14 protein-coding genes and 1 pseudogene are annotated in these 15,342 nt (G+C 58.4%); 6 read left to right on the forward strand and 9 right to left on the reverse strand.

What is annotated here, in order from left to right:
• Positions 1-428 precede the first annotated feature (428 nt).
• Entirely contained in the window at positions 429-935 is a 507-nt protein-coding gene (locus ABIB78_RS23190) for an EscU/YscU/HrcU family type III secretion system export apparatus switch protein (protein ID WP_429028918.1), read from the forward strand.
• A 392-nt stretch (positions 936-1,327) separates the two neighbouring features.
• Here the strand turns inward: ABIB78_RS23190 and ABIB78_RS23195 are convergent, their stop codons facing one another.
• From ABIB78_RS23195 to ABIB78_RS23225, 7 genes and pseudogenes are all read right to left on the reverse strand, one after another.
• Entirely contained in the window at positions 1,328-1,738 is a 411-nt protein-coding gene (locus ABIB78_RS23195; RefSeq protein WP_429028919.1) for a hypothetical protein, read from the reverse strand.
• A 9-nt stretch (positions 1,739-1,747) separates the two neighbouring features.
• Positions 1,748-3,225, reverse strand: a pseudogene (locus ABIB78_RS23200) (type II and III secretion system protein family protein).
• A gap of 3 nt (positions 3,226-3,228) precedes the next feature.
• Positions 3,229-3,918 carry a response regulator gene (locus tag ABIB78_RS23205; protein ID WP_429028920.1) on the reverse strand — a complete coding sequence of 230 codons (690 nt, stop codon included), beginning with the start codon at positions 3,916-3,918 and terminating at the stop codon, positions 3,229-3,231.
• Between the two features lie 607 nt (positions 3,919-4,525).
• A complete protein-coding gene (locus tag ABIB78_RS23210) occupies positions 4,526-4,837 on the reverse strand; it encodes a transposase (RefSeq protein WP_429028921.1) in 312 nt (103 codons plus the stop codon).
• A gap of 268 nt (positions 4,838-5,105) precedes the next feature.
• Positions 5,106-5,255: a hypothetical protein gene (locus tag ABIB78_RS23215; protein WP_429029096.1), complete on the reverse strand. Its 150-nt coding sequence runs from the start codon at positions 5,253-5,255 to the stop codon at positions 5,106-5,108.
• A complete protein-coding gene (locus tag ABIB78_RS23220; protein WP_429028922.1) occupies positions 5,246-5,509 on the reverse strand; it encodes a helix-turn-helix domain-containing protein in 264 nt (87 codons plus the stop codon). The genes ABIB78_RS23215 and ABIB78_RS23220 overlap by 10 nt, the downstream gene beginning before the upstream one ends.
• 980 nt (positions 5,510-6,489) lie before the next feature.
• Positions 6,490-7,356, reverse strand: coding sequence for an SPASM domain-containing protein (locus ABIB78_RS23225; RefSeq protein WP_429028923.1), 867 nt, complete (start codon positions 7,354-7,356; stop codon positions 6,490-6,492).
• A gap of 1,073 nt (positions 7,357-8,429) precedes the next feature.
• On the opposite strand from ABIB78_RS23225, the gene ABIB78_RS23230 reads away from it, so the two are divergent.
• The 3 genes from ABIB78_RS23230 to ABIB78_RS23240 all read left to right on the forward strand — a co-directional run bounded on the left by ABIB78_RS23230 (position 8,430) and on the right by ABIB78_RS23240 (position 11,649).
• Positions 8,430-8,843: a hypothetical protein gene (locus ABIB78_RS23230; RefSeq protein WP_429028924.1), complete on the forward strand. Its 414-nt coding sequence runs from the start codon at positions 8,430-8,432 to the stop codon at positions 8,841-8,843.
• A 338-nt stretch (positions 8,844-9,181) separates the two neighbouring features.
• Positions 9,182-10,423, forward strand: coding sequence for a cytochrome P450 (locus ABIB78_RS23235; protein WP_429028925.1), 1,242 nt, complete (start codon positions 9,182-9,184; stop codon positions 10,421-10,423).
• A gap of 1,007 nt (positions 10,424-11,430) precedes the next feature.
• Positions 11,431-11,649: a hypothetical protein gene (locus ABIB78_RS23240; protein WP_429028926.1), complete on the forward strand. Its 219-nt coding sequence runs from the start codon at positions 11,431-11,433 to the stop codon at positions 11,647-11,649.
• Between the two features lie 80 nt (positions 11,650-11,729).
• Here ABIB78_RS23240 and ABIB78_RS23245 read toward each other — a convergent pair whose 3' ends face one another.
• Complete coding sequence (locus tag ABIB78_RS23245; RefSeq protein ID WP_429028927.1) at positions 11,730-12,011, reverse strand: HipA N-terminal domain-containing protein; 282 nt, start codon at positions 12,009-12,011, stop codon at positions 11,730-11,732.
• Entirely contained in the window at positions 12,011-12,232 is a 222-nt protein-coding gene (locus tag ABIB78_RS23250; protein WP_429029091.1) for a helix-turn-helix transcriptional regulator, read from the reverse strand. The genes ABIB78_RS23245 and ABIB78_RS23250 overlap by 1 nt, the downstream gene beginning before the upstream one ends.
• A 252-nt stretch (positions 12,233-12,484) precedes the next feature.
• On the opposite strand from ABIB78_RS23250, the gene ABIB78_RS23255 reads away from it, so the two are divergent.
• Together ABIB78_RS23255 and ABIB78_RS23260 are read left to right on the forward strand one after the other, a co-directional pair.
• A complete protein-coding gene (locus ABIB78_RS23255; protein ID WP_429028928.1) occupies positions 12,485-13,996 on the forward strand; it encodes a TIGR02677 family protein in 1,512 nt (503 codons plus the stop codon).
• Complete coding sequence (locus tag ABIB78_RS23260; RefSeq protein ID WP_429028929.1) at positions 13,993-15,333, forward strand: TIGR02678 family protein; 1,341 nt, start codon at positions 13,993-13,995, stop codon at positions 15,331-15,333. Before ABIB78_RS23255 ends, ABIB78_RS23260 begins: the two co-directional genes overlap by 4 nt.
• Positions 15,334-15,342: the final 9 nt, after the last annotated feature.

A 15,342-nucleotide genomic window follows, 5' to 3' on the forward strand; every position in this document is an offset into this window, starting at 1 on the left:
TCGCCCGCGCCTCCGGCGCCACGGCCCTCGTCGCCTTCGCGACGCTCCACCAATACCCGTCGCAGATCAATGCGCCGTGTGAGAAATGCGGGTTAAGCGCGGCCGGCTGCGGAAGTTCTTGCGCCAGGGGGAGGGCGAGCAGTGCGGCTTTGATGAGACCGTCACATGGATGTCGCGTCTGACGGCCTGAATCCCGCCGAAGCGTCGAAATTGCGGCTGGTGAAAGACATGAGGGAGCGAAGCGCGCTTCGTGAGTTGTCCAATATGGAAGCGCGGCACCGAATCGCAGTTGAAGCGGTGGAGCGAGCGTCCAGGGATCTTGCAGACGCCGAGAAGCGCCGCGCCTCTTCGTTCTCCTCGACGTGCATCGTCCCTGGCGCAAGGTCAAGGTCACCGAGCGGCGAGCGGCACGAGATTACGCCCAATGCATGCGTGATCTCGTCGACATCCATTATCCCGACGCCGAGATCATCCGGGTCGTCCAGGCTTTTCTGATTAGCGGCTCGGCCGATCTGCTCATCCAGCGCTGGTTGTTCTTGCGCGATATGCGCATGACGCAGAGCGAAGCCAAGCGCGGGTCCAAGGAGCAGGACGGTAATCCGCACATCAAGGGTGAACACCGCAGGCTCGGTCGGGAGTCGGCGAACGAGTCTCCGCTCGGCGACCATCGGGCCAAATTGATTCTGACGGGACGCGCGACGTTGATTGGGCTGCGTTACGTTCGTGGTGAGACCGGCGTCCCGGTATTGGTGTGCCTCGGCGAGGACGAAACGGCTTTACGGTTACTGGACGAAGCGCAGGCCCTGCGTCTGAGCATTATCGAGGACCATGTCTTGGTGCGTCAGTTGATCCGAAAAGGCGCGCCGGGAAAGGCCGTTCCAATGAACTGTTTTGAGAGGGTTGCAAAGGCAGTCTTTGCTGCGGGGCTGGCCTAGCTTCGCGCGCCAGAGCGATGCATTCGGGCCTTTGGTCAAAGCCCAATTGTCGCAGCACCTGATCTGCAGGCCGGGCGACCGGAAGAGGCAGCGTGAAGACTGAGTCTTGGGGGCTCGTCTGCTTATCGCGAGACCGGCGTGGACCGGAACACAACAAACGTTCATGCTGCTCGGGTCTAACGAGCCGCTTATTGGGTTTCTGGCGGAATCCTGTCATGGGTCCCATCTTCCAAATTGCTCTTTGCCCGCCGCCGGGGCGCCGCGTGCGGTAAGAGGAAGCACCGCACGATCGGCATGACGGCCCCATTGCCCAGCAAGTCGCCAGGATCATTGATCATGACTGCGAGGTTATTCCGGACCGAGCAGCCAAGTCGAACTGGACGAATTGTCGTCTACAGAAGGCCCAACGATCGAGAGGGGGGAACAGATGGCAGGATGTGCTTCGTAATCACCTCGATCCGTACCCCGAAATGGGCGGACAGATCGATAGGGGAGGCGGACAGGCGGATATTGCAGGGCGCAACGCCCATCGCGCGCGCCTCATGGGCCACCTGCGCCATTAGCCGGGGCGAGCCAGCGACGTCGAGCTGGAGTGCATCCCGCCGACCGCGGCTGGCATTCGCAATGAAATTCCGCAGATCATACCTCTCGGTGCGACGGAGGTTCTGGAGCAGCAACACACTGGTCTTCTGCTCCACCCCGATCGCTTGTTCAGCCGGCCCGGAATGAATCGCAGCAGTATTTGTACATCCGCCCAGGGCTGCCGCAACCGCGATCAAATGGCACAGGTGTCGCAAGCTCATTCGCGGTCCTCATTCGATGATAAAGCCGGCACCGCCGGTCGCGCCCGGTGTAGCCGTGCGAGGCGCCTGGCGGCCTTCTGGCGAACCTGCCAGCGTGTTCGTCAAAGTGCGCCCCCCGTCCGAAGGCGGTCCGATGCGCTCAGTTGGCGCGCTCATCTTGCCCGGGCTAGATCCTGGGCGCACGATGTAGGGGGTGACAATGATGACCAGCTCCGTCTCCTGCCTTTGAAATGAAGAGGAGCGAAACAGCGCACCCAGGATCGGCACATCGCCTAACCAAGGAAAAGTACCAGTGTCAGTGCTGAAATTGCGCCTGATGAGTCCCCCGATGGCAAAGCTTTGACCGCTGGCAAGCTCGACGACAGTACTGGCACGCCGGGTGGAGAGACCTGGCACAGATATCCCGTTCGCGCTCACTTCGCCTTCTTTCGATCGTTCGCTGACTTCAGGCTTTACGTGGATATTGATCTGATTGTTGCTGAGAACGATCGGCACGAACTCGAGGCTGATCCCGAATTGACGAAACTGGACTGACGCTTGCCGATTGTCCTGCATCACCGGGATCGGAAATTCGCCGCCTGCCAGGAAACTTGCCGATTCACCGGACATGGCGGTCAGGTTCGGTTCAGCCAGGACTGAGGCGAGGTGCTCGCTGGCGAGTGCGTCGAGCACGGCATTGACGTTCGCACCGCCAACGCCGACTCCGACGCTGGCCGTGCCGCCGCCACGGCTTGCGCGGCTACCGCCAGCTTTGCCACTGCTAAGCCGAAAACAAAGGCGCCGTTTTGTCCCGAGGCAGAGAGATTGATGCCGAGCTCCTTCATGGCGCTGCGTGAAACCTCGGCGACCCGCACGCTCAAATTGACCTGTAATGAACCGGCTACCTGGATCGTGTTGACGACCAGCGCGCCCGCACTGAGATATTGCTCAGTGATCTTCCTGGCGCCGTCGACGATCTCGGCATTCGGCGCTGTCCCGCTCAGGATGGCATCACGCGCCGTATATGTGACCTGGATCGGATAGTCCCCGAGCTCGGCCTTGAGCGTGGCACGCAGATCTTCGACGGGTTGGGTGACGACAACGCGAAACTCAGCTAACGCCTCTCCATTTTCGTTCAAAGCGAAAAGGCTGGTCCGCCCCGGCTTTTTTCCAAAGACGAAGATGGTCGTGCTCGACGGCGCCTGATAGTCCGCAATCGCCGGGTCGGCAACAAAGATGCTCGCGGCTGGCGCTGGGAGACGAACAGTCTTGCCCTGGGAGGAGAGACACAGAGTTCCACTAAGGCTGTCAGGAGTTGCGCGAGGCGTCCCCTGATTGGCGTCGCGCCTCATCTCCGCTGCGGCAGTGAGAGGAACGAGGAGAGCGGTCGTGCACAGGGCGTACAAAAGGCGGGAAAGAACGGCAGACGTGACGGCGCTCGAAAGTCCGCGGCTGCCAGTATAACTATCAGGCGGAAGCTTCAGTTGTGCTTTGCTCTCGAGTTCCATCGGCTAGGCAGCGGATGCCGCCCTGCTCAGTTCAAGCGCGTAACCGATGCCGCGCGCGGTCTTGATCCGTAGCGTCGCACCTGACTGGTTCAAATGAGTGCGCAAGCGATATATCCCGACTTCCAGCGCGTTGGTCGAGACTTCGTGATCAAAGGCATAGAGGCCTTCCTCCAGCGACGCGCGCGGCGCGGTGCGCCCTGCGCGGTTGAGCAGATGTTCAAGGATGCAGATTTCACGACGCGCAATCTTCAACGGCCGCCCACCAACTGAGACCTGCCGGCCGATTGGATCGAAATGTAGATTGCCGAATGTCACGACAGGGGCCGTCATTTGCGACGACCGGCGCAAAATGGCGCGCATGTGCGCGATCAGCTCATCGATCGACACCGGCTTAGGCAGGAAATCGTCGGCACCACCATTGAAGATCGCGATCCGTCTGCCGAGATCGTTCAAGCTGCTCATCGTTATCGCGGGCATCGAGTATCCTTCGCGTCTGAGCTGCTTCAGCCAGTCCAGGCCATCTCCATCCGGCAGAACCAGCTCGAGCAACAGAATGTGATAGCTGGCGCAAGCCAGAGCGATCTGCGCTTCGTTAAGGGTGCCGATGACGTCAACGGCAAAACCGCGAGCTGATAGCGCCTCCTTTACGACGCGCGCGAAGTCCACATCACGATCAACAAAGAGAATTCGCATCTAATCGCCTTTCGTCCGACCACGCCAAGATCCGAGCGCATCAACGTCGGTAAGGAGGTCCGACGAATCCAGAGAGCTCCCGTTTGGGAAATGCCAGAGGCGCGGAGCGATGTTGAAGAGCAGGGTGAGGCGCGACCAACGCCGGCCCATCAGCCCAGAGGCTGTTATGCCAGACGAAGCGACTGATAGGCGCCCAACCAGCGGAAGATCCTTTTGAGAGGGGAGATAACGAACGAACACCGGAAAGTTTCGGTATTCAGTTCTGTTTGATGCCGCCGATGCTACAGCTCGACGACAGCGGACCGGCGCTGAATTTGGCCGCATGCGGTCCGCTCTGCCGTCGAGTGGCTCGTTTTATCCCGGCTGCAACTCGCATGCTGGCGGATCTACTGCGCTGTGCATAGGGTTGTTGACGACCCGCCATCGGGAGAAGTGATGCGCGACGATCGTGACGCAGTCGAGCGGTGTGATCTTGTGACGTTGAGACATTCGCAATTTTAGCTCCCTGTCTGGAGTGCGACGCGGCGGATGCCGCGACTTGTCCAAGAGCGTACAATCTGACGCCGGGTGCGATTCAAGTCCATTTCGGAGCTAAAGCGGATTCCGGTCATTTTGAAACATAGCCTGCGTGAGCGAAATAGTTGGCGCATTCGCTTGGGCTTAGTTGTGGGATGAACGAACGGATCGCGCGAGTGAGATGCGGAACTGTTCGCGCCGCGACCTTGCGCAGGTACGCCTTAAATTTGCTGTAAGGCAGCTCGATCGGATTAAGATCAGGCGAGTATTTCGGGAGATACCGCACGCTCGCCTTTACCTTCTCAATCGCTTCCCTCACGGCAGGAGCCATGTGAACTCGGCAGTTATCCATCACCACGATGTCGTTGCGCCGGGAGGGTTGGAACCAAGCACTGCTCAACATAGGCGAGGAACATTTCTCCGGTCATAGCTCCCTCGACCACCGGGCAGTCATTTTATTGTGGGGCAAAGCCGCCACGAAAGTGATTGTCTCCCATGACCCCAGCGGAACGGCGCCGATCACCCCGACACCCCTTGGCGCACGCCCCCCGAGCCGCACCAGATTTGTGCTGACCGCAGTCTCGTCGATGAACACGAGCCGGGCGGGATCAAGAAAACCTTGCTCTCGTATCCAACGTCGGCGTGCTCGGGCAACGTCCTCTCGCTGCCGTTCAGTAGCTTGCAGGCTTTTTTTTAAAGGTGATGTTGTGACGGTCGAGAAAACGCCACAGCGCGCTGCGGCTGGTTCGAATTCGCCGCTTGCGCAGCTCTGCAAGCGTCTCCACCAGGGTCAGGTCTGGATGATCAGCAATCACAGCCAAAATCTCTGTCGCGAACTCTTCGAGTGGCGAACGCTTCCGCCGCGCGGCTTCGCAGCGGCCCTATTATCGTCTCGCCAGCGCTGCAGCCACTTGACCGCCGATACTACGCTCACCTCGAAACGTTCGGCCGCCTCGCGCCGTGACGCGCCCGCAGCCACGGCCTCGATAACGCGCTCCCGCAGGTCACAAGAATAGGCCTTCGGCACCGCCCGCCCACGCCGGCAAGGAGAATCAATGCACAGAGTCTCCATCATCGCTAACCGTTTGGGAATCCCTCAGATTCAAATCCGGCGGAAACCGCTTTAGGCACTTGAAACGCGGGTTCAAGGCGTAGGACTCTTCGAATGCCGAGACGACGACCTTTTCCTTTGGCCGCAGCTTCTTGGCGAAATCGATCAACGTATCGTCATCGAGCCGAGAAATTGACTGGTCAGACTGCTTCAGCGCCTCGGCCAATCTGCGAAGTCGACGATCATAAACTTCGACGGTGGTCGCACTCAGCTTGGTCTTCGCTCGAGCGCGGCAGCGGACGCTGCTTGGATGAGGCGATCGTCTTACTCAGCGACATCATGAAGCTCCCTGTGGGGATATATGGGGCCAATCTGTCGCGCATCTCCCAGGTGGTGCTGCTCTAACGCCGCTCGCTGCTGTTGCAGCTGCTCCACGGTGGTGTCGGACGCAGCGGATCGGCTGGGCTGATATCGTTAAGCCTATCCAATTCCCGTCCGCTGGCATCGATCTCTCGTTCTCACGCTACCAATATCGGCTTTCCTAAACCTGACGTGGCATAGTGAAAGGTAGAATGAGCGACGACCTGCAGGTACCCTATCTCGATAGACGCTGCAGCGTAGGTCGTGCCAGCAAGGAAGGCGTCTGATGACAAAAGAGAGTTGTCAGCCGAAGATCTCAGCTGCAGTTGGCGTATGCCCTTCCACTGATGAGCGTGATCGTGATGCGCTTCCGATTTCGATCGCGGTGATCGTGGCGGTCGATCGCGGATATGCGCGTTCAGCGTCGGCGAAACAGCAAATGGTAGCTCACGCCGAAGAGCTTTTCGCGGCTGGGATAGCCAACTGCGGTCACGTCAGTGATGCTGAGGGAGCGGCAGTTCGGATTGCCGCGCAGACGGGTAACGAAGTCCGGTTGCAGGCCGCAACTGGCGGGGCGACCTGCAGCTCCTCGTCATATCATTCCTCACAGACCCATAGCATCGGCACGCAAGCGGGGCTGCCGCTCAAGAAGCTTGGTAGGCACCCATCGTACATCCCGACGCCTGTGGTCTGGCAAACTCACACATCCTGCAAAGCAGAAACCCATCCCTTCCGTTCATTCGATTGACGATTTCGCGAAAGCTTGGTCCTTCGAAGAGATCTTCGTATTCCTCGCGCAGAAGGTTGCCCAAGACGTGGCGCCGCTCAAAATCCATACAACAAAGAGTGACGTCGCCATTTGGGAGAAGGACATTCCGATATTGCCGTTTGCCAATACATGTCAGAGTTCCGACGAGCGGCTGTCGATCGATGCTTCCGCGCCTTCTACCGAGCGGCTGCAAGCGCGCTAGCGTTCCGGCGGGAATTATGCCGACGAGATCGGGATGGACGTTGCCGACGACGACGAATCGAATTGACGGAATGTTCGCCTCGACCAGTCGGCGCATGACATTGAGATAGGTCTTTCCGACAAGGCGGCTGTTCATGTAAGTGCCGTCATCGAGGACGTGGACAACGAATGCCCTGAACTTCAGCATTCGCAACCGCCGAATGTCACTCCCATTCATACCGACAAGAGTCGTGAAAATTCGGACGCCATGGCCGAGTGCGTAAGCATGCTCAACCATCTTGGTGCACGCCGGATGGAGCCAAGGCTCTGAGTAGCCCGCAAAACTGATGTCGATAGCTGTCGGTACGCGTGCCAGACACTGCTTGAAATCCTGAAGACCAAGGTGCTTCGCTTGGGAGATTGGCCTTTGACGATCGGCAAACTTGTCCTGGAGGCAATAAGAACATCGGACGATACATCCTGCGGTCGTGGTTATCTCTAATACGCCGCCACCGGGATTGGCTGCGCGTAAGTTTTGCGACACCAAGGAGTATGCGGTCATTCTGGCTGGTCCTTTCAGCTGCCGGAGCAAGGAATTGCATGAGCAGGGCGCAGCGTTCAGTGCACAGCGGCTTGCTTTGCTTCCGTCGGATTGCAATTCAAGGATGGGAACGTTGACAAAAAGGCCCCTGGACGAAGCTCCTAGCAGATCGCCAACGCTGTGCCGAGTTCGCCAATCCGCTACCGAAGGTCGGATCAGCCTGGCGTGTCGCATCCCCACTCTCAGCCTCGACTGCCGCTTAGGATCGTTGACTGCTACTGACATCCTCGTTCGGTCTCGCCACACGCCAGATGCCCGGGTTCGGTGGCGCTCGCCGGGCTGCTTCGTTGAAGAGGCGTAAGTTGGCCCGCGAGGAAACGTTCGATCCTGAGGGACCGGATCGGAAATCTATTTCCGGCGATCGAGTGGACGAGGTCGCCACATTCGGACTGCTCCCGGCTACATACATCGTGCCGATTGGCGGCCATTGTCTTACCTCAAACGCTAAAGATCGCCATGCGGCAAGGTGACCTGCCGATCGGAGCAAGGTCACTACTACCGTGAGAACTGCCATAACCAGAGTTGACCGAGAGCGTCCAGCGCGCTCAGGGCGTTGGAATAGCCTGCGTTGGCTTGCCGGGACAGTTGTAGCGCACTCGAGATCGTACAATATGACGCTACGTGCGATTCAAGCTCGTTCGGCGGGCTATCACGAGCTTGGAGCTCTCTGCCGCGTTGTGAACGCCCGCAGCTCCGATATTGAAGGATGCTTCTGTTGCGAGAACTTCGGTGATCGTATCGCTAAGAGAGAGCCAAGGAAAGCAAGCCCCATCTCAGGCGCCCATTTCTTTCTCCTGGTTTGCGACCGCGGAGCAACCTACCGATCGTGTCGGAGGCAAGACGCCCTGTGACCACCGCAGGATTTCTTCTGTGCATCACTGACGCCGTAGACTGGGTATGATATCTATCATGTTTCCGTTCCGGAGAACGAAATTTCGTCAGCTCCTGGAAGCTGATCGTCCCGGCAAGGCAGCCGACGCAGGAAGCATTGTTTGAGCAACGCCTTGGCAAGGTTAGTGCAATATCAGCTACGAATGTCGAGCGAGATCATTTCCGAAGAGCGTGCCGAGATGCTTCTGGAATCGCGAACGATGCGTAACTGGCATCTGACCCGCTTCAGTGGGGACATGGTATTTTCTCCGATCACGGCTTGCGTGCCGGACTGCTGTTTCATTTGTCGCGAGGCGATAGCGCTCGCGATCGGTCTGGACGATATGCATGTATTGCAGCAGGCGATCGAGCATCTTGGCCCCCGAAGCCCGATCATCCGCGAAGGGTCCGTGCGCCGCCTAAATGGCAGGTTGGCTAGCCAGGATGCTGGATGCTCGCAGGTTTGCTGCCATGTCGAGGAACAAACTGGGTTTTCCAGGAGGGACGGCGGTACCGATTTCGTCGACCACGATCGGCCTTGGCTACTGTCACCTCACGATCCTGCGGCCAGCGAGTAGCCAACTCAAGTACGGCCGCGAGGAGCCGAGGACGTCGCGCAACGAAGTCGGAAGCTGCGGTCACATTGCATCCTCTTCGATAACTCGAGTAGCGATGCCGCTGCTATGACGATGCCCGCGTAGTGGTGATAGTTCTCATCGATCCACTGAAGCAAATCGATTCAGAAAGTCAATCCGATCCTTACTGCCGGACATGGTAGGAGGGACGGTCTGCACTTTGGGATATTCTGTGCGAGGAGCGGCGCGCTCGCAACCAAAACACCATGGCAGCTCGAAACCATGGATCCCGACCTGTGGATGCGTAAGCTCTCGACAGAGCAAAATCCGCGGAGACGATCATGAAAACCCGATTAGCAAATTATGGAGCCGACGATGCGTGTAATATCTCGCTGAGCAATCTCGATGTAAGCGAAGCCAAGCGCTTTCAAGATGATAGCATTTGGAGATGGTTCGAGCGGCTGCGAAGGGAAGATCCGGTTCACTACTGCCAGGATAGCCCTTATGGTCCATATTGGTCCATAACGAAATACCGCGATATCGTAGCAGTAGATACAAATCACAAGGCATTCTCTTCAGAGCAAGGTGTCACTATTGTCGACGTGCCTAATGAGCACTGGACTCAGAGTTTCATCAAGACGGGTCCTCCTAAACATCGCGAGCAGCGCAATACTGTAAGTCCGATAGTCGCACCGGAAAACCTGACGAAGCTCGAGAGCCTGATCCGCTCTCGGGTCAGGGCGATTCTGGACGGCTTGCCTCGCAACGTCGCCTTCAATTGGGTGGACATGGTCTCCATTGAGTTGACGACGCAGATGCTCGCCACGTTATTCGACTTTCCATTTGAGGATCGGCGTCTCTTGACCTATTGGTCGGATATAGCTGTCGCGATTCCTAAAAAAGGCCAAGTGATCGACAGTTGGGCCAAGCGGAGCACACTCTTGTCCGGGTGCTTGGATTATTTCACTCGACTTTGGAACGAGCGGATCGATGCCGAGCCGCGCGTCGACCTGATTTCTTTGATGGCGCACTCGCCCGCCACACGCGATATGGAGCCGAGTGAGTTTCTCGGGAACCTGATTCTGCTGATCGTGGGGGGGAATGACACAACGCGCAACTCGATTACCGGTGGCCTTCTGTTCATGAATCAGCACCCCTGCGAGCTGCGAAAACTACGCGACAATCCCAGGCTGGTGTCGAGCGCCGTGTCCGAGATAATTCGATATCAGACGCCCATCGCTCATATGCGCCGCAACGCCGCGGCCGATAGCATCGTAGGTGGGAAACAGATCAGGAAGGGCGACAAGGTCGTCATGTGGTACATCTCTGGCAACCGAGACGAAGAGGTCATCGAGAACGCCAACAGTTTCGTCATCGACCGCAAGAACGTACGGCAGCATCTCTCGTTCGGATTCGGAATCCATCGCTGCGTTGGTCGACACCTCGCGGAACTGCAGTTGAAAGTCCTCTGGGAAGAGATCTTGAATGCGCGACTGGAGGTCAAGGTTGTCGGCGAACCCGAGCGAATTGCGTCTAACTTTGTGCACGGCTATTCCGCACTGCCTGTGCAGATTGCTGCTTAGGCTGTGATGCTCTGGCCTGAGAGCCAGCAAGCGGCGCGCTTGCGTCCGTCTTGGGCCACTCTCGCTGCTGCACAGTAATGAAAGCGCTTTGATCGGTGCGAAGGAATCACTGCATCTCGGGATCCGGGCAGCCGCCGGACAGACGTTGAATTGTCTGCGAGGGGCGATAGACGGTGGTGCCTTGCCGAAGGCCTTTGCGTTTCCAGCTGTCAAAGGCAGCACGGAGATGGAGTCAATATTCGGTGGTGCCGTTGACCTTGCGTTTTTCGAAACGAGGCGATCAGCTTGATCTTGAAGATTGTAGCGGTAGCAGCGATTTTCCTTGGAGAAGCGCGATTCGATAATCGCGGAGTTGATTGCCTCAAGGCAGTCTGGAAAGGCCGGCGGGGATCTGACAATGCTCCTGCCGATGTTTGTGCTGATATCCTTTGCTGGTATCCTGCTCGTCTTCGGATGCGCGCTCGGCTACACGCATCTTAAGAATATTTCGATAATTATCGCAAATATCGGTGGAAGCTATTATTGTGCTGGTTGAACCGCTTCTCACCGTTCTGCTCTTTCGAGACCCTGCCGACGGTCGGTTCGCTGATCGGGCTGGCGCTCGGCGGGCTTGGCACGCTCGCTGCGATATTTTTATGAGCGGTGACTGGGCTTGGATGGGCGGCAGCTTTGGCAGGTTGTACTCTGAAAGGGACTTGTGCGACGTCGGTCCTGCTCGATTCTGAGGTCAAGGAAGAAAATGCTGTTCTGACGTTCTACGTCTGGTCAGGATCGGTGTATGACCGCTGGATCCGTAAACGCTTCGGACTCGCACCTCCTTCCCAGATCAATAGACGTGCGCGGCAGCTGAAGGTGTGCCAGTCGATATGCGCCCGGTCGTTTTGGCTCTCCACAATCCACCAGTCCCTTTCAGGACGCGAGCATTCTCGTGGCGGCTCTCACGTATTCAGGATGGCCTTTGCCAAGTTCCTATAGCAAAGCAGCCGGCATAGGGCGGGCTTTTAAGGTTGGCGGCAGGAACAGGTGAAAAGCATCAGTACATCCCCATCTTCTATTCTCGCGAATGGACCGGTCCGGATGGTCGTTTGTGCGAATACACCGGGCCGTACCGTCAGGTGAAGCCACAATGGAAGCACCCGGACGCCACCGGCTACATCCGCAGGCTTTACACGGTGCCGGGCAATGAGCCCAGCGTAGCTGAGTACATCGAGCACCACTTCTTTTAGGATCACCATAGCGAATATCATCATCGTCGGCGACGAACTGCAGGGCGCCGACACAGTCCCTGCCGATGGCAGCGAGCAAGCTATAGGCGTCGGTTCCGGCGGCACCAACCTTTTGCGCCATCAGGGCGGCGCAGCGCATCGGAATCGGGGAGGAGGTTGTCGAAGACTGCTGTGACCGTTTCGCCGCGGAAGGCGTCCTCTCGCAACGGCAGCGAGAGCGAAACAGGCAGGGCATGCTCCCAGCCAAGCCATTCAGTCTCGTACCGGAATTCGATGGCGCCGCTAGCTACTTTGATAAGCCGACCGACAAGCCGGTTGTTGAGGAGCACGCGCAGCAGCACATGGCGGGGGCGGCGCGCCATCAGAGGATATCCTCGATTTCTGCCGGGTTGGTCTTGCTGCGGGCCACAATCCGGAATTCGAGGTCGAGGGCGGCTAGCACGGCGAGGATGGTCTTCAGCCTCGCCGCCGGGTTACCGGTCTCGATCAGAGAAATCGTCTCCTGTCGCACCCCCGCCAGATCGGCAAGCTGCGTCTGGCTGAGGTCACGCTTTTTGCGGGCGCGGCGTATCAGATTGCCTATTTGCTATGGTGTCCTTGCGAGGTCGGTCATGCCCACTGTCCGACCCCATTTATGCGACAGATCCGATAAAGCTGCAATATTCGGATATGGCGCATGAAACCAAGTTATGTGCTAACTCGCATAAGATCGAGTTATCGGAGTTGGCGCATAGAAAACTCGCGCCGCCGGCTTGCGGTTGTTCCCGAACTGTTCTATTTCGGTAATCCACTGCGAGTCTCCCGCGACTAGTCTTCCCGATCCTGGGACGATCCCATGCGTATTGATGCACGCGAGCTCTTTCGGCACGTCAGTGCCGAGAAATGCGTTCTTTACCGTGACATCATGGGGGCGTTCGCCGCGGCGAAACGTCAGTTCCGTCTCCACCTAAGGCCTGACGAGGTTCTTGCCGAGGCCCAGTGGGAAGGATCGCCGCCGAAGATAGAAGATCTCCAAGCTGCTCTCTCGCAACTGAGCGAGTGGGGGAACCTGCAGTCGCAGCCCGACACGGCGCGTGTTGCAAGTATCAGCGATTTCTATCGTGCGCGCTTTCTTTATCGCCTTTCCGAGGGTGGAGAAGCGGTCGAATCCGCGCTCACTGTGTTCAATCAGGCGCTGCAGCGACGTGCGGAGCTGCAGAGTGTTGCGCTTGAAGACATCGCAAAGCAGCTTCAGGTTCTCCGCAATCTCGCGGAAGAGGCGGTCTTTGATGCGGCCAAGATTCACGAAACTCTGAGGGATCTCGTACGCGTCTTCGAAGGTTTGGCGGAGAACGCTCAGGCGTTCATGGTGAATATCGGCCGCAGCATCGAGCTTCAGCATTCAGACACAACCTCTATCATTGCCTACAAAAGCCGCTTGATTGACTATCTGGACCGATTCATTGGCGACCTCGTGGGTCGCTCGGGCGGCATTGCACAGCATATTGTCGCGCTTGATCCCATAATTCAGCCGCTTTTGCAGCAGGCGTCGCAGCGCGAGTCGCGTGATGCCGCTCCCGATCAGAAAAATGAGCAGGAAGATGCGCTGTCTCGGTCTTATCAGGCCTGGAGCGAGCGATGGAAAGGCTTGCGCGGCTGGTTTGTCAGCGCCGGACATGAGCCGCCGCAGGCCGAAGTTCTAAGATCGAGGGCGCGGTCCGCGATCCCACACCTGCTTGCGGTCATTGCTGCGTTGAATGAGCGGCGTAGCGGCCGCAGCGATCGTTCGGCGGATTTTCGGACCCTTGCCCATTGGTTCGCCGGTTGTCAGAACGACGGCGATGCACATCGTCTTGCGCGTGCGGCCTTCGCACTCAATCCCGCACGCCATTTCCTGATCGGGGCGGAAGTACCGGAACTGCCAGCGACGATCCCTTGGGCCGATGCCCCGCCTATTCGCATTCATCCGCGCCTGCGCGAATATGGCGAGGTCGCTCCGCGTGGCCCGCTACCACGCGTACAGGATCGCCAGGCCGAGCGCGAGCGGCTCGAAGCGCAGCTGACGGAAGAAGACCGTGAAATTCAAGCCGCTCGTGCGCGGCTTGCGAATGGCGAGCCAAAGCGCTTGTCTGATCTTGGTGAGCTCGATCGCCATGGATTTCAGCTGTTTCTGCATCTGCTGGGTGAAACGCTCCCAGCGCAAACAAATCCTGATGATGCCGTCGAACGACAAACCGGCGATGGCCTCCTTCACGTGCGCCTGGAGCCACTCGATGCTGACTCTACCGCTGAGATCCTGACTGAGACAGGCCTGTTCGCTGGCCGTGATCATCTTCTCACCGTAACCTCGATGGAAGTGAAAAGATGAATAGCGTGCTCGAAACGCATGGCGACGAAACTGGACGAGACGGCAAGATCAACGGAAGGACGGCCCGCACCGAGAGTCAAAGCATTGGATGGCATCAGACACAGTATTTGCGTGAAGAATTCTCGTCGGCGCTGCGTGCACTGTTGATGACCCCGCTGATGACGTCAGGACATGCCGACTTCGCGGCGGTGCGGCGGCATGTCGAGGACCTTAGGGAATGGTTCGCGCGTGAGACCGGCTGGGTTCTTCACGTTGAGCGCGATTGCGCCCGACTTTTCAAACGTCCCGCCGATCTCTTCGATTCCACGCGGGGATTTCCGGATTACGACCGGCGTCGCTATGTCCTGTTCTGCCTGGCGTGCGCTGTACTTGAACGCGCCGATCCGCAGATTACGCTTCGCGTTCTAGGCGACCGCCTGCTGGCGTTGGCCGCTGAACCCACATTGAACGACGTTGGCTTCAGCTTCAAACTGGAGACGCACCACGAAAGACGCGAACTCGTGGCGGTCTGTCACCACCTATTGGAGCTCGGCATTTTGGTGCGAGTTGCCGGGGAAGAGGAGGGCTTCGTTCATCACGCTTTCGAGAGCGGTGAACATTTGCATGACGCGCTTTATGATGTGCAACGCCGCGTGCTTGCAGGAGTCCTCGCGGCCATACGAGGGCCATCCACGTGGGCCGCAGACGAAATGCCGAGCGACATTGAGCAGCGATTACGAGCCCTCGCGGCCGAACATGTCCCGGACAGTGACGAAGCCCGCCGAACTGCCATGCGGCGCGATTTGTCGCGCCGTCTCCTCGACGACCCTGTGGTCTATACCGACGCGCTCGATGCGACCACGCGGGCTTACTTCCTGAACCAACGCGGGCCGATGGCTGCCCGCCTGTCGGAGGCTGCCGGTCTTGTGGCCGAGCAACGCGCGGAAGGCCTGGCGCTCGCTGACGAAGCCGGTACGCTGACCGATATCTCGATGCCGGCTGAAGGCACTGAGGCGCACATTACGCTGTTGGTGGCCGAATATCTCTCCAGGAAATTGCGGCAGGGCGCAGAGCACTTCGGGCAATCGTCCGAGGTCGATATCGCAAGCTTCATCGACCAAGCCCGCGAGAGATATGGTCGCTATTGGCGCCGATCTGCTCGAGAGCCCGGTATGCAGCGTGAACTGGCTCAGATCGCGCTGGAACGACTGCGCAAGCTTCGATTGATCACGATATCGCCGGACGGAATAGTTCGGCCGTTGCCTGCAATCGGCCGGTTCGCCGTCGGGCCGGCGGAAGTGCGCGAGGCAAATACTGTTCGCAAAACCCCTTCTCGGCAGAACTCCGATGCCCGCTAACGGTCACAA

The organism is Bradyrhizobium sp. I1.14.4, assembly GCF_050435825.1.
Classification (GTDB): Bacteria; Pseudomonadota; Alphaproteobacteria; order Rhizobiales; family Xanthobacteraceae; genus Bradyrhizobium.